Here is a 20,085-nt window from a genome sequence, read left to right as displayed (position 1 = left end):
GAAACGGCGACCTTTCCGTCGACCGTTTTTGTCATACGCTGTTTAAAGAACGTATACGCTGCTAAAACACGTATTCCTCGCGCAGTCGCTGCACGAGCGCGGCCAACGCTCTGGCGCGATGACTGATCTTTCCTTTTTCTTCTAAAGTTAACTCCGCCATCGTCGTCGACTGACCTTCGAGTTCAAACAGCGGATCGTAACCGAACCCGTGCGTGCCGCGCGGCGCATACGCGATCCGCCCCGGACATTCGCCGCGGACGACGATGAGCGGGCGCTCCGGAATGACGAGCGCGAGCACCGAGACGAATCTGGCACTCCTCTTTTCTACCGGAACGCCCGCCAGTTCCCGCAACAACTTGTCGTTGTTCGCCGCATCGTCGCCGTGGGCGCCCGCGTAGCGCGCGGAATAAACGCCTGGCGCCCCGTCTAACGCGTCGACAACTAATCCCGAATCGTCGGCGACGACCGGCAGTTTTAGCATATCCGCTGCGACGCGCGCTTTTTTTACGGCGTTTGCCTCGAACGTGTCGCCGTCTTCCTCGATCTCGGGCAAATCGCTCACTTCGTCTAACCCGACGACTTCGATCCCGTATTCGTGCCGAAAGAGCGCTCGGAGCTCGGCTATTTTATGTGTATTATGACTGGCGAGAACGACTCTTGGCCATACCCACTTTTGTTTCTGCTGGCCCATTGGCCTTCACTCCAATTCTGTTCGCTGCATCTTCGAGTACATCTTTTTGGAGGGCGACCATTTCGGACACACCTTTTTGTGCTAAGTCGATTAACGCGAGGAGCTCCTCAGAACTAAACGGCGCTTCTTCTCCCGTACCTTGAATTTCTACAAATTTTCCTGCTCCAGTCATCACGACGTTCATATCGACGCGCGCGGTCGAGTCTTCGGTATAACTTAAGTCCAACACTGGTTCGTCCGCGACGATCCCCACGCTCGTCGCGGCTAAGTAGTCGCGAACTGGAAATGTCGCAAACGGTTTTTTCTTCTCCAATTTCACAAGCGCGGCAACCATAGCGACAAAGGCGCCACTAATCGACGCCGTGCGCGTCCCACCATCGGCTTGAATCACATCGCAGTCGAGCCACACCGTCCGTTCACCGAGCGCCGTCAAGTCGACGACTGAGCGCAAGGAGCGCCCGATGAGCCGCTGAATCTCCATCGTGCGACCGCTTAGCTTACCTTTCGCCGCTTCGCGGATGTTACGCGTCTGAGTCGCACGCGGTAACATCGAATATTCAGCGGTCACCCAACCACGTCCTTCGCCGCGCATAAACGGCGGCACGCGCTCTTCGATCGACGCCGTACAAATCACTTTCGTCCCACCGACCTCGATCAATACAGACCCTTCCGCATGCATATTAAAATTAGTCGTCATTTTTACCGTTCTCAACTGATCGGCTGCTCGCCCGTCACTTCGCAAAAGCTGTCCCCTCCATCTGCTATTTCACTTATATAGCATAACCTTGTCATACGTCTTTTAGCAACTCAGGCGCTCACTAACTACTTGCAAAAACTGAAAACGACAGCCCTGTGAACGAAAAGCCACCCCACGCAAATTGGGATGGCTGGCGCACGGCGACGTTTCTAGTAGTTATAAGCCGTACGGGTTCACTTTTTTCGGGCGCAGCACGGGTTTGGCGAGCGAAACTTGCTGTGTATTGACGTTTGTTTTTCCGTTTACAGATAGTTTTACTTGTTCGGCTCCAGTATTTTCTGTCAGCGACAAGACGATTGCTTGAATCGCTCGCTCGGACACTTTGTCTTCCTTGCCGTATTCTAATAACTGTTCACCGAAGTCAGCCTGCACGAGCCGCTCCTTCACAGTGACGTCGTTCACGACTAAGTTGTCGAGCAAGTCGGTGCTTAAATGCGACGCTAAGTTTGGACCGGCGATTAGTTGCTCTAAGGCGACTTGCGCGATATTCCCATCGCGTGGCACCATCCGCGTAATCGGGACGAAATACACGTGCTCGCCCGACTGCCCTAAAAAGTACAACGTCACCGGCATGCTGTTCGATATTTGCACCCCGTCGCCTAACTCGACGTTAAGGGCAGTGTTTTGCCGGGTCAGCCCCTTTGCCGGCGTCTTTCCTTTCGGCATTGCGTCAAGCTGTTTGCCGTTCACCCATACATTGACCTGCTCGACGCTGTTCCACGCTGTCAGCGCCCACGTTAACGCCCCTAACAGCTGTTCCTCTTCCTCCTCCTTATAGTTCAAAAACTCCTTTGATAAGTCGACGTTAGCCACTTTATTTTTCTTATTTATATCTAAGCTAATCGTCGTCCCTTTGGGCAATAAGGCCGAAAACCCTTTCGGCAACTGACCGCTCTTTTCCAATTCGCTACCTGCTACCATTTGACTTAGCGCGGCCTTGGCAATCCCCTCTTCCGCGGGAATGGTTATCGAGTAAGGGACGACATACCCTTCGGCGCTCTTAAAGTACAATTCGACTTCCGCTTGACGACTGCTCGCTGTTTTTTCCTCGTCGCTTTTCCCGTCTGTACTATTTTTCCCCCCGTTCGCCGCACCATCTGTTAGAGGCGACGAATCACCTGCCTTCCCATCCGTTTTTTGGCTGGTCGTAGCCTTATCTTGCGGCGGGTCGATCTCCTGTTTCGGAGCAGCCGGTCCGAAGAGACAACCGGCCAGCAACAACGGAATGAGGGCGAGAATGAGCACTTTATACGAAAAATGACCGCGCATGGCGTTTCCTCCCTGGGCACGTTTTATTATATGTATACGAGCCCGGACAGGATTTATACGTTCCATTTGCACTAGATTTGTGCTTCTGAAACGTTAACGTTTCGACGTAAAACGAAACGAAAAAACGTCGGAAAAACATCCGACGTCTTTCAATGTCACATACACACATATACACGTGTACACATACACACATATACACGTATAGATGCTACGGCAATAACATATGATTTATGATTACGGCAACGGCACCTAACTTATTGCGCTTGTTTCAGTTGAACACTTTGCACGGAAATGTCGAGCCCTAATGCCTTTTTTGCAATTTTCCGAAATAACTGCGGTGCGCCGCTCGTAAAAAACTGGTGCTCCCCGTTGTGCGCGCTCAAGGGCGGTGCGAGCAGCTCCTGATGGTGCAGCACGGCACTTAATTCACGCGCAACTTCCTCCGCCGAACTAATGAGTTGAACGCCGTTCCCCATCACGTGTGAAATATGTTTATGTAATAGCGGATAGTGCGTACAGCCGAGAATGAGCGTATCGAGTGCTATCCCCTTCAGCGGTTTGAGCGCAGCTTCTACGTACGGCAACGTCTCCGGAGCCTCAGCCTGACCACTCTCCACGAGCGGTACGAGCGTCGGACAAGCGTGGCTAACGACGTGCAGATCGGCATTAATTTGTGTTAACGCACGCGCGTACGCGCCACTTTTTATCGTTCCTTCCGTCCCAATTACCCCGATGCGCCCACTGTTGGTCGCCTTGATCGCCGCGCGCGCCCCTGGGTGGATCACCCCGAACACTGGAACGGTCAGCCACCGTTTGGCTTCTTCCAGGGCGACTGCAGTCGCTGTATTGCAGGCGATGACGAGCGCCTTTAACGAAAATGTCTGTAAAAAGCGGACGATATCAAACGTAAATTGACGCACTTCATCCGCGCTGCGCGGTCCGTACGGGCAATTGACTGTATCCCCAAAATAGACAATGCGTTCGCGCGGTAGCTGCCGCATCACTTCGCGCGCAACTGTCAAGCCACCCACACCCGAATCTAAGATGCCAATTGTTTCTTTCTTTGTTGTCAAGCGGAATGCGCCCCTTTTCTGTGACCATTTATGACATGACAGCCGTTTATGACAGCCGTTTATGAAGGCTTACCGTCCATGTGCCGCGCGAGTAGGCGCAACGATTGGTCCAATTGCTCAACCTCTCTCGCGCTCATCTTTTCCAGTATCGTTTGCAAGTACGCGCGGCGCGCAGCAAGCACGTCGAGAATGATCGCTTTTCCTTTTTCTAAAATATGTACCTTCACGACGCGGCGGTCTTTGCTTGAGCGTACACGCTCTACTAAGCCATTTCGTTCCATTCGATCGAGCAGATCAGTCGTCGTACTGCAAGCGAGGTACATTTTTTTACTGAGCTCGCCGGTCGTCATCGGCCCCTCGTCACCGAGAATCAACAGAGCGGAAAACTGCGGCGGAGTAAGGGGAAAACCGTTTAATATATCCCGCCCCCGTTGTTTGACCATCGTCGAAACCGTACGCAACACGCGTTCAACTTGCGCAACTTGTTCGGGTGAATACGTTCCTTTTACTTCCATAATATCGGTTACCCTCCTCTACCGAACCCGACAGGTGTTAATTCGCCTCTGGAGACACCCCGGGTGTGAGTGTGATCAACGTGTGGTTGTTACATATGATTAAGCGTACCGCATTTATGTGTTCCCTACAAGTTCAACGCCATGCAAAGCCCTCTTAAATCTATGCGCATCCTCGTGTGCCACGCAGGTGTCCCGTTTTCTACACAAAAAGAAACCCCAAATAACTAGGGGTCTCCCGGTTCGCAAGGGCGCTATATTTGCAACTCCCCAAGTCGAACTAATTCAACAACAGCCTGTGACCGACCTTTGACGGTTAATTTTTGCATGACGTTGGAGATGTGGTTTCGGACTGTCTTTTCGCTAATAAATAATTGTTGTGCGATTTCTTTTGTCGTCTTGTCTTGCACGAGTAGCTCAAATACTTCCCGCTCCCGGTTCGTCAGCAAAGGCTTCCCATTTTGTTCCTTTCGCTTCAAAGCGCGCCACCCCTCCTTGCTAAGTCTCTCAGTCACAAGGTCAAGGGATACAGTCAAATTATTGTATGAGAAGCGCGAACCCTTGGTGCAGTATGTACAACATTTAGGCCTGTTCCTTCGTTAAGGCGGTTATGACCCCGAGTAAACGAATTAATCCCACGGGGCCCCTACAGCGACCTGTTCACGATGAAGTCCTCACGAGTGATTGACAAAAAAGGCACTTGCGGCAACTGCGCAGCAAACCATGCGCGTGCCTCAGAGTGGCGACTTAAAACGAAATGGGCGTCCCGCAAGTCAATCGCGCACACCCCCCCATTCGTGACGGCTCAGCTGGAGCCTCGGATACGGAAGCGCGTGGAAAACGATTAGCGTGTCACCGAAATACAAACATTCCGCGCAACAGGTCAAAAACGAGTAGTCACTACTGACGTGCAAAAAATGTACGGGTTCAAAGCCAAATTGTTCAATGAGATGTTGCGCGTCTCGCCGCCTTGCCTCGGAATCGTCGGCCGTTTTCGGTATGGCTCGCAACACCGGATAATGTTCTGGTACGTATTGAAAAGGAATGCCGTGAACGAACACAACTGCCCTCCTTACAGAAGCAGACAAACCCCAGTCGTTTTATTATTATCGTAGTATGACCAATCGCTACGTCAGACTAACACCTTAGGGGAACTCTCGCTCCGTACTGGCGTGGTCGCTTGTCCCCCACTGACGTCCTTCTAATCCAGAACATTTGCCGTCCCTTACGTCCTTCTACCCTGGAACATGTGACCTGCGGAGGGGTTACCGTTATGGAGAACGCAGTCGCCTTACATGCGCAGCTTGGCCCACCGCGCGCGCAGTGCCCAGCGCCGCTCTTCTTTCTTTATATATTTGGGTGATGTCGCGTAATACTGAACCGCCTGTTCAAAGGAGGCTTTCGCTTCGGTCCGCCTGCCAAGCTTTTTCAGTAGCTGCCCTTTGCGGTAGGCTAGCTGCGTGTTCACTAAGCCCGCCTCGTCACAGCGTTCCAAAAACTTAAGCGCCCGTTCGTAAGCGTTTTTGCGGGCAAAATACTCTGCTACTTTCGCATACGGTTCTCCGTAGCGGACGCGTGGGTTTAACGCCAATGCCGCTTCAACTTTCGTTAATCCATCCGCTTCCCGTCCCGTGTACAAGTAACTTAACCCTAAGTAGTACAATCCTTCCGCGTGCTCCGGCATACGCGCCAGAGCTTCTTCTAAATAGGGAATCCCTTGCGCATACCGTTTACGTGTGGCGTACAAGCGACCGACTTCGAGTTTATCTGTTACATTGTAAGGATTTAACGCTAACTCGCGCAAAAGCTGCCGCTGTTTTTTCCACCCTTGCAATCGCTTCAGCGAGCGCGGAAACAAGCGCATATAACGCTGGTCGATGAGGAGAAAGATAAGGACAATAATAATGAATGCAGCAAGGGGATCACGGAATAGAACAAATAACAAGTAAAAACCGAAAAACTTCGACATTCCACCACTCCTTTCCCGATCGTGAATAAAAAAGGAGGTACCACCTTTATCGCCGAGCCGAAAAGGATACCTCCTTAAAACTTAGAGTACTTAAAGTACGCGTGTCGCGAGCGGCACGACATTCTGCAATTTACGACGCGGGCAAAATGACATCGTCGCGCGCAGCGATATGACGTTGCCGGGTGACGCGAATCTATATCTTTGCTCGCTTGTGAACCGCAGCCTTGTCATCTTCCGTGCACTGCCAACGCCGTCAGACGGGATTTATACAGCAGAGCCCGCACCCGTGGACAGAAGCCCGTACGCCGTAGCTGGAGCTCCTTGTTCCAAAGAAAGAGCCCCTTGCCCTAACAGAGGAAGCGGAAAAGCCACTTGCGCACTTCGCATCTCTGGCGCGGGTGGCACGATCGACGCAGCTAGCGCCGAATCGCTGCCACCGCCGAATAAGCTGGCAAACCAATCGATAATCGCTTTAAAAAACGAGACAATCGCGTCGAGCGCCTTCTGCAAAAAGTTGCGCCCTTCCTCCGAATTAATCATGTCACCTAAATTATTGCGCACCTGGTCCACTTGGTTTTTTAACTGATCCCAATCGATGTCCAGCTTAGAAATCCGCATCATCAGATCGTTAATTTTATCGACATCGGCATTGTTTAGATTTATGTTCATATCACCGGCGACATTAATGATGAGCTGCTTCATCTCTTCTTTCGACTCCGGCTTGTTTTTTGCAATTTCTTCTTTAAGCCGCATCATGAGATCCGCAATTTTATCCTCGCCGTACGTTTCCCCGAGTTCACCCGTTTTAACCATTTCTTCGTTAGCCACTTGTTTCTGTTCTTCGCTAATCGTTTCGTCCATCGCCACTTCAAATGCTTTAATAATCCCGGTTAACCCAGCCGTCCCCGACACGAGTACCGGTGCCGTCACATACACGTCGGCGTCCTTAACCCCTGCCGTCACTAACGCGTTAGCGTAAATCGAGTTCGCTAACTCGACGTTGTTCGTGTCGACATTAATGCCGGATCCGCCTTTCGTCAGCGTAATTTTCGCCGAGGAGATCGCACGCGTGCCGATCATCGCTTTACTCATATAATTGCCCAAGTACTTGTGCTCTTCGGCATTCGTTACTTCTAATACTTGCACCTCGTTCTCGGACACGCCCATCTCCTTCAAAATTTGTTGTCGCTGCTCCGGCGTCAAGTTCGCCCCTAATGTCACGACCGTCTCCCCAACGACAGCATCTGCTAGAGCGACGCTCGGCAAAAGGAACGTGCACACTGCCAACAGCGCACACCAAACGCCTATTTTTTTCCATCTGGTAGTCATCTTGTTGTTCATTGATGAAAAACCCCCTTAACAACTAGACGTAAGAAGCACGAAAAAAGTTTCGCTATTTTATCCTACTACATTGTCACCCTCAGTTCCAGTAGGCTTGCAACATCCACCTGCTTTCTCTTCCCGTTTGACCGTCAGAACGATACGATCAGCCACTAATCTGTATCCTAATCTGTATCTATCTGTATCTATTAATAAACAACCCAATGCGCCTGCCTAGACATCGACCTTTGACCTTTCGTCAACCATTGATCAATTCCGTCTACTTCCTAACCGTAGTAAAGGAAAGAATAATTTTTTTCCAAAAAAACGGTTTCCTATTTTTCATAATGTGTTATAATAAAAGTGTATTTTTACCAATCCGATTTTAGACGGATTGTGCAAAGAGAGGGGAATTAGCAAATGAAAGTGCAAAAAGTGCTCATGGCCTTCGTCCTTGCCATCGCCCTGCTCGTCGCGGGCTGTGGCAAAGACGAGAAAAAAGATGCTGCGGGTGAGAAGGAAATGCCGAAAGCAGAACAAGCGAAGGACGACAAGAAAGAAGACAAGCCTGAAGAGGATGAGGCGAAGGACGAGGACAAAGACGGTGACGACGAGCAAAAAGAGGAGGGCAAAGATGATGCGCCCGCAGGTAAGGATGGCATTTTGAATCCGTACATCGAAGAAGAGTCGGGGGGAGATGTCTCGGTCGTCTACACAAACAAAGAACCCGATTACGTGCACGATCAGAACGGTTTTAAAGTAACGGTCGACGAATATCAAATTGTGCATGTGAAAGACGTAAATAAAGACTCTGAATCCTACTTCAAAGGTGCAACTGAAGGCTACGTTGTTACTGCACGAGTGACAGCTGACAACCAGACAGGCAAGGTGAAGTTCTATCATAAACTGATGAATATCCAAATAAAAGACCAATTCGATTTGGCTAATGGTAATCCGACAACTTTTATTAGAGAGGAAGATCGGCTATTATCAAAGGCTGGTAAAACAGGTAGGATGAATGAGGTAGCTAAGTTTGAAGCGGGTGAAAAAGTAACAGGCTTTATGACGTTCATATTGACCGAAGAACGATATAAAGCGCTAGCTTCTGTCCAGCCAAAATTTATAATTAAGGGGAACGCTGCTGATGACAATGAAGGGAAGGGAGGATTTAAAGGAGATGCCACCTTCGACTTCATCTACAGCGACGACCAAAAAAAGAAGTTGGCCGAGCAACCGGATTTTTATGAAGACGAGATTGTAACCGATTACGTTGCGGATAAGGAAATGATTTTCGAGAAAACTGACATCGACGAGACAGAAAAGCTGAGCGGTGTCAACGTGACGCTAGAAGGTGTCCAATATACAGAAATTACGCCGACGGAATCTACCAAGGGAAAGTTCAGAAACTTTGGTGACAGTGGAATTGTCGCGATCACTGTAAAGTTCACCTTGGACAACCAGTCTAAAAAGTCGATCAGTGCAGTAGATTCACCGTCGAAAATCACTCTTGACGATAATCGCGGTTGGATTCACTCGGGTAGCTTTGAACCAAGAGAGCCTGATGAAATCAAACCGGGGGAAAAAGGCGAAAAACTAGCGGTGTTTTTAATGCGCAAAGATGAATTTGGCATCATTAAGAAGTTTGAACTTGAATTCGGCCCGATTAGAGATATGAACTTCAAAGATGTATCCAAAGGTCACACCGTTAAGTTCACGCTACCAACTCCAAAAAAATAACGTGATTCTGCTATACATGTAAGCCTGCTCAGAAACACTCTGCAGGCAGCACGTTGACGCCAAACAGGAAGGATTAGCCCTTCCTGTTTGGCCTGTTCAAACCACCGTAACAGCAACCTTGGCATCGTCACCGATTCCAATGACGTTTCAGTCCTCTTCACAAACAAAGACCCAAAATACGAGCAGGATATGGACGGTTTCAAAGTAACGGTGGACGAATACCAAATCGTACAAGTAAAAGATATGCACGCCGATATGGCCATGCGTTTTAAAGATGAGACGGACGGCTATGTCGTAACGGCTAAAGTAACGGTCGACAACCAGACGGATAAAGCGATGTACTACCCGCTATCGATGACTATTCAACGAAAAGACATGTTTGATGCGTCCCCTGCTGACACCCATACGTTCGTCCGTGAAGAAGATCGCTTAAAATCAAAAAAAGAATCGGAAACAAGTAAATTTGCCGCGGGGGAAAAAGTGACTGGCCTCGTGACCTTCCGAATGACGAATGAGGAGTTCGACGGATTGGCGAAGGTCCAACCAAAACTCATCATCGACGGCGGAGCTGCCGATAACAAAGATTTCAAAGGAAGGTTCCATGGAGAAGCCGCCTTCGACTTTATTTATAGCGATGACCAGCAAAAAAAGTCGCCGAACAACCCGATTTTTATAATGATCGCCTCGTCACTGACAACATGGCCGAGAAAAAATGATCTTTGAAAAAACCGACATTAACGAGTCGGAAAAGCTGAAAGACGTCAAAGTGACGTTAGAAGGTGTGCAATATACCGAAATCACGCCGACAGATTCCTACAAAAAGTCATTTAAAAACTTCGGCAACGACGGCATTGTCGCCATCACCGTCAAGTTCAGCTTGGACAACCAGTCCAAACAGACGATTGGTACGACGACATCTTCCAAAATTTCCGTTGACGGCAACCGCGGTACCGTCTTATCAGCTGGGTTAGATCCGAACGCCCGAGACTTAAAACTTGGAGCAAAAAGCGAAAAACTGGAAGTGTTCTTGCTGCGCAAAGATGAATTCGAGCTCTTCAAGACGTTTGTCATCGCGTTCGGTCCCCTTTACGACGAGAACGCCAAAGAAATTTCTAAAGGCCAAACCGTTAAATTTAAGTTGCCGAATAAGTAATGCGACGCACACGGGGCGATCCACAAGTAAATCAAACAGCTTGTGGGTCGCCCCTTCCATCAAAACGGTTTGAGCCCGAGCCACTGTCCCCCGTCCATCGTGACGCACTCGCCGTTTATGTACGCCGCCTGCGGCGAAAATAAAAAGCTGGCGAGGTCAGCGATCTCTTCCGGTTGCCCCAAGCGGCCTAACGGCACACTTTTCAATGTCCGCTTGTACGCTTCCTCCGACTCGAAGAGACGGTCGGCACCGCCCGTGTTGGCAATCGGTCCAGGTGCAATCGCATTGACGCGAATACCGTACTTCGTCCCCCATTCGACGGCGAGCGTACGCGTCATCGTCAAGACACCTGATTTGGCGCATGCGGAGTGAATGACGCCCGCGCCGGCTGACCAAGCGTACGTGGCGACGATGTTGAGAATACTCCCTTTGTGGCCTGTAGCGATCCAGTCTTTGCCGACAGCCTGGGAACAGTACCACGTCCCGTTGAGCACGATGTCAATGACCGCGTGCCAGCCGTTAATCGATAAATCTTCTGCCGGACATAAAAAGTTACCCGCTGCATTGTTGACGAGAAAGTCAATTTTCCCAAACGCCCGTTTCGTCTCCTCCACTGTGTGCTTTACTTTTTCCGGATCGCGCACGTCCATCGGTACGGTGAGGACTTGTCCGTCCGCCTGTTCGATCTCAGCTTTAGTCGCTTCTAACCGCTCCACGTTCCTTCCGGTAATCGCAACGCGCGCCCCTTGCTGTGCGAATTTTTTCGCCATCGCTTTCCCCATGCCACTACTTCCGCCTGTTACAATGACAACCTTATCCTTCATGAGATAACCTCCGTGTTTTACCGTATTTTCGTATCACGCGTTTGCGTTCTGGCAATGATTGTTCGATACTACTTTACTATCCATCGCTGTTTCATGGCCCGATACTTTTTGCTATTTCATGGCCCGATACTTTTTCGCTATCCGGTACCATTTAACGGCCTCATACGCTTTGTTGTCCGTTACCGTTTTATTGCCCTGTAAACTGTGGACGGCGTTTTTCATAAAATGCTTGCACGCCTTCCAAGTGATCGGCAGTCTTTCCCGCCAACGACTGCGTGCGCACTTCGTTTTCCAGCACCGTATGCAAATCATTTTCAAAACTTGCGTACATCGTGCGCTTCATTAAACCGATCGCTTGCGTCGGCATGTGTGCCAGTTTCTTAGCAAAAGCTTCCACCTCACCGGCAAGCGCCTCGTCAGCGACGACGCGGTTTACTAACCCGATCTGCTCTGCCTCGTCCGACCCGATTTTGCGACCGGTAACGGCTAACTCTAACGCTTTAGATAGACCGACGATGCGCGGTAAAAAATACGAACTGCCTGCGTCCGGTACGAGCCCAATATTTACAAAAGCTAAGCTAAAAACGGACGATTCCGCTGCTAGGCGAAAATCACACGCGAGTGCTAAACTGAGCCCTGCACCGACCGTTGCACCGTGCATTGCCGCAATAATCGGTTGTTCGATTTCAGCCATACGCAGTAACACACGGTTGTACGTGTGGCGCAAGTGCTCCCCATGATCAAAAGTCGCCAATTGGTCTTTGTCAATCATACTTAAGTCGGCGCCCGCACTGAATCCTTTCCCATTGCCGCGCAGCACGATCGCGCGCACTTGCCGGTCACTTCCCGCCCGTTCGAACGCTTCGTACAAGTCGTTGTGCATCTGTTCGTTAAACGCGTTGAGTACGTGCGGGCGATTCAATGTGAGATAAGCAACGCCAGCAGTCACTTCATACAAAACGTTTTTTTCCAAATCGTCCCCTCCTCTGTAATGAACAACTCTCTCTAGAGCACCTGCTGCCTCCTGTTAATGAGACAGTCCTAAATGACAACGGCATAAATCACAAGGGCACTTCACACGTCGATAGCGTTTCTTTTTATGAATGAACAATCACTCATGTTTAGCGAACGCGAGTTCACACCGTTAGCGACAAAGCGTCGAGCCCTTCGCGCACCAATCCCGTCACTCGCTCCAGGTTACTTACGGAACTCGCTCAGTTAACCGCTCCATCCTTCCTCCTCATGCGAATAAATTGTTAGCGCATTCAATACAGTTATACCATTCATAAGGTACATTGTACAGTCTTTTCCGCAAAAACGCGCGCGTTTTCTAAACCTCAGTCACATCTTTATGTACAATTTCTATTGATCGACTGCGATTTCCCCGGCTGCGCTAAACGACGGAAGCCTCGTGCCGGAAGAGACGTTTGACATTCGGCTCACGCTGCCGCCACGTTTGGACGTTCAGAGATCATGGCACGACCTCGTCTTGATTACTTCGTTCACGGTTCACGCGCCACGTCGTTTGACCGCGCCACCTTCCTCGTTTACTATATATAGGATGTTCCACAATCCGACGACCAACCGTCGACATCTACACTCACTTTTTTATGGGAGGCTTCCGTTTTGACACGAAAAGTAGCCTTAATTACTGGCGGAACGCGCGGGATCGGGAAAGCGATTGCGAAAAAATTCGCCGCAGCAGGATACGACCTCGCTTTGAACTTCATGCGCAAGAAAAAAGATGCAGAACAAACGAAAGAGGAGCTCGAAAAAACATACGGCATTGACGTACACCTTGCCAAAGCAAACATCGGTGAAGTCGCGCAAATAGAAAAACTGTTTACCGAGGTCGAAGAAACGTTCGGCCGCCTAGACGTCTTTATTAGTAACGCCGCTTCCGGTGTGTTGCGCCCACTAATGGAAGTAGCAGAAAACCACTGGGACTGGACGCAAAACATTAACGCCAAAGCGTACGTGTTTGCCTCCCAACACGCCGCCCGCCTGATGGAAAAGAGTGGCGGCGGGGCCATCGTCGCCCTTTCTAGTTTAGGTGCGATCCGCGCCTTGCCGAACTACGTGACGGTCGGCGTGTCTAAGGCGGCTGTCGAGGCGATCACCCGTTACTTAGCGGTAGAGCTCGCGCCAAAGGGGATCGCCGTCAACGCCGTGTCGGGCGGCGCGGTCGACACCGACGCGCTCAAACACTTTCCAAACCGCGAAGAACTGTTGGGTGCAGCCAAAAAGCGAAATCCGGCAGGCCGCATCGTCGAACCTACCGATTTAGCTGAAACAGTATTTTTCCTCTGCTCGCCGGCAGCGGAAATGATCCGCGGGCAAACGATTATCGTCGACGGCGGATTATCGTTGTTAGCGGAGTAAGTCGAGCGCTTCTTTTTGTTGCAACACGTAGTAGCGAACCGGTTCGTCCGCGGCGCCGATTACCGCCGTCGCGGCATAACCGTTAGCAAACAGCGTTTGAAACACGCCGCGCGTCTTCTGACGCCAGTCGTGGGCGAGACTGATTGCCTCCTTTTTCATTCGTTGAAACTGCGCAGGTACAGGCAGCAACCAATGTCCAAGTCGGTTGTCCCTTCGCCGCTCCGGTTGGCGCAGGTTCTCGTTCGCTAGCTCGCTTGGAAGTTCGCTAGGAAGTTCTCTTGGAAATTCTCCCGTTCGCCCGCGCTTAAGCCCTGCGCCTATTTTTTCCGCTATAAGGCGCCCGGCCCCATCCGCTAAAACGGGGAACCCCTCTTCTCCCATTTGCCAGTCGACCAAAATAGAATCGCGATCAAAACTAATGTTCCTGTTCGGTCTCTCTGCCACGTGACGACTTTCAATCCACCACGCTACTTGAAAGCGGTCGGAAGCGAGGCCGCGGTTGAGTGGATCGGCCATGTCACCGTAACAGTTTTCAATGTACGTGTCACAAATCGCCCCAAGCTTACTCAAATTGAGAAACGCGTTCACACTTTCAAGTGGGTCATACGTCCACGTAATGAGCCGATACCCCGCTTCGCTGGCAACCTTTCGCTGATATTGCTTTAACTTCTCCCCGATCCCTGACCCGCGGTAGCGGGAGTCGACAGCTAACATGTGCGAGCACAAATAAATGTTGTCTCCATTAAATCCCGGGAACCCGTAACAAAGACCGATAAGCTCCTCGCCATCGAACGCGCCGAGGACAATCCCCCCGTTCCTGGCGACGGTGAGTGTTTGGTGTAGTGGGATCGCGTCCTGTGCCCACACCTCACTGTCTAACCGTTGCATCTCCCGTAAATCGTCGATTGTCGTTAGTGGGCGCACCGTCACCTCTGCCCGCGGGAGTGTTGTCGTCATACGAACACACCTTCTTTCTCTTTCAAACATATGACGCCATACATGCGACATATTCATTGCATACAGCCAACACACCCATGCCGTCAGCCGACATGGTCACTCCGTATAGCGCAAACACATTCATCCGTATCGCCCACGTAGCAGCACAACAGCAATCGGCCGCCACGTTAAACGTCACTTTCTTCCGAATTTGCGATAAGCGGCGTGGTACGTCGGTCCGCGTTTGTCACTGCCGATTGCCCCACCGTAACGAATCGCCTCGGTGATGAACGCCTTCGCTGTTTGCACTGCTTCACGCATCGGCTTGCCGTGCGCTAGCTCCGCCGCAATCGCGGCAGAAAACGTGCAACCGGCGCCGTTCGTATGGGTCGTGTCGATGCGCGGTGCGTCGAACGAAGTAAATGTCGTGCCGTCGTACAAAATGTCGGTCGCTCGCTTACCCGATAAGCGGCCGCCTTTCACGAGCACATACTGCGGGCCGAGGGCAAAAATATGAGCAGCTGCTTGTTTCATATCGTCTACCGACGTAATCGCTGTGCGCCCGCAAAGCTTCTCCGCTTCCGGAATGTTTGGCGTCACGACGGCAGCCAGCGGGATCAACTGTTCCTTTAGCAACGTTAGTGCCTCTTGCTCCAACAGATCGGCGCCGACTTTTGTCACCATGACTGGATCGACGACGACATTTTTTAACGCGTACGATTGAATTTTTTCCACTGTAAGCTGAATGATCTCTGGGGAAAACAACATCCCCGTTTTTAGTGCGTCGACATTAATGCTCGCAAGGACGTTATCGATTTGATCCTCGATGCACGCCCGCGATTGTGCGTATATTTGTTGCTCCCCGCGCACATTACGCGTGACAAATGCAGTAAAATTACCCCCATTCCGAACACGTCGCGCTCTTGAAACGTTTTTAAATCTGCTTGCACGCCGGCACCGCCGCGACTGTTCGAGCCGGCAATAGATAACGCTTTATGAATGTTCATGGTGTCTCCCCCTCATCTATAAGCAACTTACCACAATTTTTAGTTGTGAAAAAGAGGGGGAGACAAGTTTCCCTAACTCATTAAATGTTCGTTTCCGTTTGCGCGGCGAGCGCTCCCTGCTTTCTCACTCGCCACCGCTGTAATATAAAGATCGCCGCGACACCAGCTAAGCCGATCCCGTCCGTCAGCACACCCGGAACGATCAAAACGACCGAACTCACAACGATGACGATGCGCTCCCACCAGGCCATGTGCTGCAACAACCACCCTTCTACGCCAGCGGATACGCCGTATATGCCAATAATTGCCGTCACGCACGTTAACACAATGTCTAGCGGTGTCCCATCGAGTAGCAAAGACGGTCCGTAAATGAAAATAAAGGGCACAATGAACGCAGCAATCCCAAGGCGAAGCGCGACCAGCCCCGTACGCATCGGATCCGAGCCGGCGAGTCCCGCGCCGGCAAACGCTGCGAGTGCCACTGGGGGCGTGATCGCGGAAACGATCGCAAAATAGAAGACGAACATGTGCGCAGCTAGCGGAGCTACGCCGAGTTCGATTAAAGCTGGGACCGTGAGCGCCACTTGCACAATATAGGCGGCTACTGTCGGCAACCCCATCCCGAGAATAATCGAACTGACCATCGTAAAAATAAGCGTGAGGAACAAGCTACCCCCAGCTAACTGGATAATGACGCTGCTAAAATTAAGCCCTAGCCCAGTAAGCGAAATAAGCCCGATGACCATCCCTGCAGCAGCACAAGCAACCGCCGTTTCGATCACACTTCGCGCCCCTAAGTCCAGTGCCTTGACGATTGCCCGCCACCCGAGTCGCGTACGCGCTTTCATTGCTGCCACGACGATGACAGCGACAATCGCGTACAGTCCTGCCTTCATTGGTGAAGCACCCGTGCCAAGCAAATAGACGATGAGCACGAGCGGCACAAAAAAGAGAAAACCTTTCTGCAATATTTTTTTTACATCGGGCAACGCCTGTGTCGGCACACCTTTTAGTCCTAAACGTAGGGCACGAAAATCCACCTGAAAAAACAAACAAAGATAGTAGAGGACAGCCGGAAGCAAAGCTGCAAGAGCGACTTGAAAATAAGGTATACCGAGGTACGAAGCGATAATGAACGCAGACGCGCCCATAATCGGTGGCATAATTTGTCCCCCGGTAGAGGCGACAGCTTCCACCGCGCCAGCAAATTCCGCTTTGTAACCTGTTTTTTTCATTAACGGAATCGTAAATGTCCCTGTCGTGACCGTATTCGCCACCGCGCTGCCGGAAATCGTACCGAGAATAGAACTGGCGACAATCGCTGTTTTCGCTGGTCCGCCGCGGTACTTGCCCATCGCCGCTACTGCGAGATCGATAAAAAATTGCCCCGCTCCAGTCAGTTCAAGGAACTTGCCAAACAAGATGAACATGAAAATAAACGTCGCAGACACGCCGAGTGGAATTCCAAACACGCCATTAGCCGTAAAATATAGCTGTTCCAATACCCAATCATACGAAAACTGACGGTGCGCGAGAAGACCGGGCAAGTTTTCCCCCCATAACGTATAGGCGAGGAAGGCGAGGACAATGAGCGTCAACGCCCACCCAACCGTGCGCCGCGTCGCTTCTATTAACAGCGCGACCGCGACCGTGCCGACGATGAGATCGAGTGTCGTCAGCTCGTCGATGTACGGCATGCGCTCGGCAATGTCACCGGAGTAGTAAATCAAGTAGCCAAACGAGAGCGCGGCAAGCAGAGTGAGGCCGTAATCGTACCACGCTACCTGCCCCCGTCTCCCTTTCTTTCCCGGCTTAAACACGAGAAACGTCAACACTAAAGCAAACCCTAAGTGCGTGGCGCGCTGCAGAATCGATTCAAACACGCCGTACATCGCCGTGTAAAGGTGAAAAAGTGACATGGCGATTGTGACGAGCGATGTCAAAACCGCAGGTAGTCCGCGTAAGGTGCGCGTTTTCCGTTCAATGACCTCTTCATCCGCTACCACAGAAACAGTATTCGTTTGCCGATTAGTAAACATCTCCTTCACCTCGATTTCTTCCGTTACCGTCGCTCCATCGCAAGCGAACGCTCTCATTTCTTCATAAAACCTTTTTCTTTGTAATACTTTTCCGCCCCGGGATGAATCGGTCCGATCATGTTGTCGACCGAGTACTTCCCGTCGAATGGCGCCATTACCGTATTCAGCGCCTTCCACTTATCGGCGCGTTCGACGATTAATTTCGTCAACGTGTAGACGGTATCCTCGTCCAAATCTTTACTCGCCAGCAGCGTCGTATAAGCAGTAAATGTGGGAATGTCGTCGGGCACACCGGCATATGTCCCTCCTTTGATCGTGTACGGCTGGTACCCTTCGTTCGCTTTGTTCATCTTCGCAACAATGTCGTCCGGCAGTGGGAGCACGCGAATGCCGATCGTCGTATCGAGTTCCTGAAATGTCGACAACGGCACTGCGACGATCTGCACAATCGCATCGATGTGCCCGTCGCGCAATAAATCGCCCGCGTCAGCCGTGCCGATATACTCAATTTTAGCCAAGTCGTCATAAGACATGCCGTACTGTTCCAGCACCTTTTTAAAGGCAAGTTCGCCACTGTAGCCTTTAATCCCCGGACTGACTCGCTTCCCCTTTAAGTCTTCAATCGACTGAATGTCCGAATCGGCGCGCACGACGACTTGAAACACGTTCGGGTACAATGTCGCGATCCAGCGAATTTTTTCTGCCTTCTCTTTAAATTCGCCGCTACCTTGCAGCGCTTCCGGTACGGCCTCGCCGTTAGAAAAGCCTATTTGGAACTTACCCGCTTCGATCCCTAACACATTCGAAATCGAACCGCCTTCGACGACAGCGACAGAAGAACTGGCGATTTCTTTTTTAATCTCATCCCCGAGCGCTCCAGCAAACAAGTACCAGAAGCCCCCTTGCGTCGCAGCGCCGAACGTAAACTCGTTAGCTTTTCTCGCTGTGGCATCACTTTTACCTTCTGTTTGACTCCCTTGATCCGCTTGCTTCCCCTGTTCCATACAAGCGATGGAAAAAACCACAAGCAGTCCAATGACAATCCAAAGGAACGTCCGCTTTGTTGCCTGTCCGATCGTTATCACTACCAGCCCCTCTTTCTTGAATCTTTTTCAATAATGGTCGGATTAATCTAACACTTATCTGTACAATGCAGTTACATTAACTCATGCAAAAACAGTGCCACCCTGTCGGATTAATGACGCGAACGACCGCGAAGATGCGCCCCGCTTATCATGTAAACGCGTTCAACCGGAGTAAAGAGGTCGTAAGAAACGATATGATTTATTTTTGCATTATTTAATGCATAAAAACATTAAAGTACCTTACACATGAAAATGTCACATTTTCGTCAAATGTTTGCTGTACCCATTTTCCGTCATTCCTGTTACAATAGCAATCAATAAGGACTCCGTAGCCGAGCGCGGCACTGAGTTCTTATTTTCTTTTCTAAGGAAAATAAAAGGAAACTAATCGGATAGAAGCTTAACCGCGATCACAGGCTATAGGAAATAGCCGCTGACAGTGATCGCGAAATGTGGAAGGGAGTCCCCTACGATGGGCAAAGAAAAAAAAGAAGGTCAGTTGCGTGCAGCAAGTTATGAAAATAAAGTTAATATGCCGCCTACGGCTAATAAAGCAAGTGGGGTAAGTGAGGTAGATCAAACGTCGCTTCACATACAAGAGGTCGCTGTAGAGTCCGATCACGCCCCTTACGACCTGTTATTGTTAGCGGATCCAAACCGACATATCGTCGATGACTACCTCTCCCGCGGCAACTGTTATGTCGCACAATACGGCGTGCACACTGTCGGCGTTTACGTGCTCCTCAAGACGCGTCCGCTAACGGTAGAAATTGTCAACATCGCCGTTGCACCGCCGTTTCAAGGATGTGGCATCGGCAAACAATTAGTCAGTGACGCCATCGTCAAAGCAAAGACGCTAGGAGCAACTACTGTCGAGATCGGCACAGGAAATTCGAGCATCGCGCAGTTAGCGCTATACCAAAAATGCGGCTTCCGACTGCAAAGTGTCGACCGCGACTTTTTTCTAAAGCATTACGAGGAAGACATATTCGAAAACGGTATCCAATGTGTCGACATGGTTCGTCTGGCGCTAGACATCTAATCGAAAAATCGTCACCGTCTTGCACCGTGCCGATATGAAACAATTTGTATGTAACGTGCTATGACATCGTAGGAAAAGGTATTACGGAGATATAAAAATACGCCGCCCGCCATGCTGCAATCCATTGAAGTGAACGATCGCGCACAGCAGGCGACTTCTTGATCCCCGTCGCGCAGCAGAACCGCTGCTACAGCTAGCGTCGTGAGGTGACAGACAGTCATTTTTAAAGACAGAGTACGTTAAACTCTCCGGCCGCACTCGCTACGTAAACATAGTGCCTCGAGTCACG

21 protein-coding genes are annotated in these 20,085 nt (G+C 50.6%); 5 read left to right on the top strand and 16 right to left on the bottom strand.

All coding sequences use genetic code 11. From position 1 onward, the window contains the following. Window positions 1-61: 61 nt before the first annotated feature. The 9 genes from BN1247_RS02325 to BN1247_RS02285 all read right to left on the bottom strand — a co-directional run bounded on the left by BN1247_RS02325 (window position 62) and on the right by BN1247_RS02285 (window position 7,612). On the bottom strand, window positions 62-691 hold the full coding sequence (locus tag BN1247_RS02325; RefSeq protein ID WP_054948941.1) for an XTP/dITP diphosphatase: 630 nt from the start codon (window positions 689-691) through the stop codon (window positions 62-64). Further along, complete coding sequence (gene rph / locus BN1247_RS02320) at window positions 636-1,433, bottom strand: ribonuclease PH (RefSeq protein WP_054948940.1); 798 nt, start codon at window positions 1,431-1,433, stop codon at window positions 636-638. The genes BN1247_RS02325 and rph overlap by 56 nt, the downstream gene beginning before the upstream one ends. A gap of 171 nt (window positions 1,434-1,604) precedes the next feature. Then, window positions 1,605-2,717, bottom strand: a complete 1,113-nt coding sequence (locus tag BN1247_RS02315) for a GerMN domain-containing protein (RefSeq protein WP_054948939.1) — start codon at window positions 2,715-2,717, stop codon at window positions 1,605-1,607. Window positions 2,718-2,971: 254 nt separating this feature from the next. After that, the gene (gene racE, locus BN1247_RS02310) at window positions 2,972-3,790 is read right to left on the bottom strand and encodes a glutamate racemase (RefSeq protein WP_054948938.1); all 819 of its coding nucleotides are present in this window, start codon (window positions 3,788-3,790) and stop codon (window positions 2,972-2,974) included. A 59-nt stretch (window positions 3,791-3,849) separates the two neighbouring features. Further along, the gene (locus tag BN1247_RS02305; protein ID WP_054948937.1) at window positions 3,850-4,305 is read right to left on the bottom strand and encodes a MarR family winged helix-turn-helix transcriptional regulator; all 456 of its coding nucleotides are present in this window, start codon (window positions 4,303-4,305) and stop codon (window positions 3,850-3,852) included. 251 nt (window positions 4,306-4,556) lie between these two features. Further along, window positions 4,557-4,781, bottom strand: coding sequence for a helix-turn-helix domain-containing protein (locus BN1247_RS02300; protein ID WP_054948936.1), 225 nt, complete (start codon window positions 4,779-4,781; stop codon window positions 4,557-4,559). 294 nt (window positions 4,782-5,075) lie between these two features. Next, entirely contained in the window at window positions 5,076-5,363 is a 288-nt protein-coding gene (locus tag BN1247_RS02295; protein ID WP_054948935.1) for a hypothetical protein, read from the bottom strand. A 230-nt stretch (window positions 5,364-5,593) separates the two neighbouring features. Further along, the gene (locus BN1247_RS02290; protein ID WP_054948934.1) at window positions 5,594-6,271 is read right to left on the bottom strand and encodes a tetratricopeptide repeat protein; all 678 of its coding nucleotides are present in this window, start codon (window positions 6,269-6,271) and stop codon (window positions 5,594-5,596) included. Window positions 6,272-6,535: 264 nt separating this feature from the next. Beyond that, window positions 6,536-7,612 carry a DUF1002 domain-containing protein gene (locus BN1247_RS02285; protein WP_074011034.1) on the bottom strand — a complete coding sequence of 359 codons (1,077 nt, stop codon included), beginning with the start codon at window positions 7,610-7,612 and terminating at the stop codon, window positions 6,536-6,538. 399 nt (window positions 7,613-8,011) lie between these two features. Here BN1247_RS02285 and BN1247_RS02280 point away from each other — a divergent pair, with 399 nt between their 5' ends. The 3 genes from BN1247_RS02280 to BN1247_RS02270 all read left to right on the top strand — a co-directional run bounded on the left by BN1247_RS02280 (window position 8,012) and on the right by BN1247_RS02270 (window position 10,481). After that, complete coding sequence (locus BN1247_RS02280; RefSeq protein ID WP_054948933.1) at window positions 8,012-9,328, top strand: DUF5068 domain-containing protein; 1,317 nt, start codon at window positions 8,012-8,014, stop codon at window positions 9,326-9,328. Between the two features lie 87 nt (window positions 9,329-9,415). After that, window positions 9,416-10,051: a DUF5068 domain-containing protein gene (locus BN1247_RS02275; RefSeq protein ID WP_074011033.1), complete on the top strand. Its 636-nt coding sequence runs from the start codon at window positions 9,416-9,418 to the stop codon at window positions 10,049-10,051. Further along, complete coding sequence (locus BN1247_RS02270; RefSeq protein ID WP_054948931.1) at window positions 10,041-10,481, top strand: hypothetical protein; 441 nt, start codon at window positions 10,041-10,043, stop codon at window positions 10,479-10,481. The genes BN1247_RS02275 and BN1247_RS02270 overlap by 11 nt, the downstream gene beginning before the upstream one ends. Before the next feature lie 59 nt (window positions 10,482-10,540). Here BN1247_RS02270 and fadH read toward each other — a convergent pair whose 3' ends face one another. Together fadH and BN1247_RS02260 are read right to left on the bottom strand one after the other, a co-directional pair. Then, window positions 10,541-11,305, bottom strand: a complete 765-nt coding sequence (fadH, locus tag BN1247_RS02265; RefSeq protein ID WP_054948930.1) for a 2,4-dienoyl-CoA reductase — start codon at window positions 11,303-11,305, stop codon at window positions 10,541-10,543. Window positions 11,306-11,492: 187 nt separating this feature from the next. Next, window positions 11,493-12,278, bottom strand: coding sequence for an enoyl-CoA hydratase/isomerase family protein (locus BN1247_RS02260; protein ID WP_054948929.1), 786 nt, complete (start codon window positions 12,276-12,278; stop codon window positions 11,493-11,495). A 653-nt stretch (window positions 12,279-12,931) separates the two neighbouring features. On the opposite strand from BN1247_RS02260, the gene fabL reads away from it, so the two are divergent. Continuing rightward, a complete protein-coding gene (gene fabL, locus BN1247_RS02255) occupies window positions 12,932-13,687 on the top strand; it encodes an enoyl-[acyl-carrier-protein] reductase FabL (RefSeq protein WP_054948928.1) in 756 nt (251 codons plus the stop codon). Here the strand turns inward: fabL and BN1247_RS18080 are convergent. The 5 genes from BN1247_RS18080 to BN1247_RS02235 form a co-directional block, all read right to left on the bottom strand. Beyond that, window positions 13,676-14,644, bottom strand: coding sequence for a GNAT family N-acetyltransferase (locus BN1247_RS18080; RefSeq protein WP_054948927.1), 969 nt, complete (start codon window positions 14,642-14,644; stop codon window positions 13,676-13,678). The genes fabL and BN1247_RS18080 overlap by 12 nt on opposite strands. A 174-nt stretch (window positions 14,645-14,818) precedes the next feature. Beyond that, the gene (thiD, locus tag BN1247_RS02245; RefSeq protein WP_315969585.1) at window positions 14,819-15,493 is read right to left on the bottom strand and encodes a bifunctional hydroxymethylpyrimidine kinase/phosphomethylpyrimidine kinase; all 675 of its coding nucleotides are present in this window, start codon (window positions 15,491-15,493) and stop codon (window positions 14,819-14,821) included. Next, window positions 15,400-15,630: a bifunctional hydroxymethylpyrimidine kinase/phosphomethylpyrimidine kinase gene (locus BN1247_RS18480; protein ID WP_315969584.1), complete on the bottom strand. Its 231-nt coding sequence runs from the start codon at window positions 15,628-15,630 to the stop codon at window positions 15,400-15,402. The genes thiD and BN1247_RS18480 overlap by 94 nt, the downstream gene beginning before the upstream one ends. A gap of 80 nt (window positions 15,631-15,710) precedes the next feature. Further along, on the bottom strand, window positions 15,711-17,726 hold the full coding sequence (locus BN1247_RS02240; RefSeq protein ID WP_231633094.1) for a TRAP transporter permease: 2,016 nt from the start codon (window positions 17,724-17,726) through the stop codon (window positions 15,711-15,713). Next, window positions 17,723-18,754, bottom strand: coding sequence for a TAXI family TRAP transporter solute-binding subunit (locus tag BN1247_RS02235; protein WP_054948926.1), 1,032 nt, complete (start codon window positions 18,752-18,754; stop codon window positions 17,723-17,725). Before BN1247_RS02235 ends, BN1247_RS02240 begins: the two co-directional genes overlap by 4 nt. 472 nt (window positions 18,755-19,226) lie before the next feature. Here BN1247_RS02235 and BN1247_RS02230 point away from each other — a divergent pair, with 472 nt between their 5' ends. Continuing rightward, the gene (locus BN1247_RS02230; protein WP_390622019.1) at window positions 19,227-19,796 is read left to right on the top strand and encodes a GNAT family N-acetyltransferase; all 570 of its coding nucleotides are present in this window, start codon (window positions 19,227-19,229) and stop codon (window positions 19,794-19,796) included. The last annotated feature ends 289 nt before the right edge of the window (window positions 19,797-20,085 follow it).

It is taken from the genome of Numidum massiliense (assembly GCF_001375555.1).
In the GTDB taxonomy this organism is placed as follows: Bacteria; Bacillota; Bacilli; order Thermoactinomycetales; family Novibacillaceae; genus Numidum; species Numidum massiliense.
Note: the sequence above shows the minus strand (reverse complement) of the source record. Positions and strands in the feature narration are given on the sequence as shown.

Coding starts and splice junctions, on each gene's coding strand:
- BN1247_RS02290 (WP_054948934.1), bottom strand. CDS start 6,271: ATGTCGAAGTTTTTCGGTTTTTACTTGTTATTTGTTCTATTCCGTGAT.
- BN1247_RS02270 (WP_054948931.1), top strand. CDS start 10,041: ATGATCTTTGAAAAAACCGACATTAACGAGTCGGAAAAGCTGAAAGAC.
- BN1247_RS02305 (WP_054948937.1), bottom strand. CDS start 4,305: ATGGAAGTAAAAGGAACGTATTCACCCGAACAAGTTGCGCAAGTTGAA.
- BN1247_RS18480 (WP_315969584.1), bottom strand. CDS start 15,630: ATGAACATTCATAAAGCGTTATCTATTGCCGGCTCGAACAGTCGCGGC.
- BN1247_RS02285 (WP_074011034.1), bottom strand. CDS start 7,612: ATGAACAACAAGATGACTACCAGATGGAAAAAAATAGGCGTTTGGTGT.
- BN1247_RS02325 (WP_054948941.1), bottom strand. CDS start 691: ATGGGCCAGCAGAAACAAAAGTGGGTATGGCCAAGAGTCGTTCTCGCC.
- BN1247_RS18080 (WP_054948927.1), bottom strand. CDS start 14,644: ATGACGACAACACTCCCGCGGGCAGAGGTGACGGTGCGCCCACTAACG.
- BN1247_RS02280 (WP_054948933.1), top strand. CDS start 8,012: ATGAAAGTGCAAAAAGTGCTCATGGCCTTCGTCCTTGCCATCGCCCTG.
- BN1247_RS02240 (WP_231633094.1), bottom strand. CDS start 17,726: ATGAGAGCGTTCGCTTGCGATGGAGCGACGGTAACGGAAGAAATCGAG.
- fadH (WP_054948930.1), bottom strand. CDS start 11,305: ATGAAGGATAAGGTTGTCATTGTAACAGGCGGAAGTAGTGGCATGGGG.
- BN1247_RS02315 (WP_054948939.1), bottom strand. CDS start 2,717: ATGCGCGGTCATTTTTCGTATAAAGTGCTCATTCTCGCCCTCATTCCG.
- BN1247_RS02230 (WP_390622019.1), top strand. CDS start 19,227: ATGGGCAAAGAAAAAAAAGAAGGTCAGTTGCGTGCAGCAAGTTATGAA.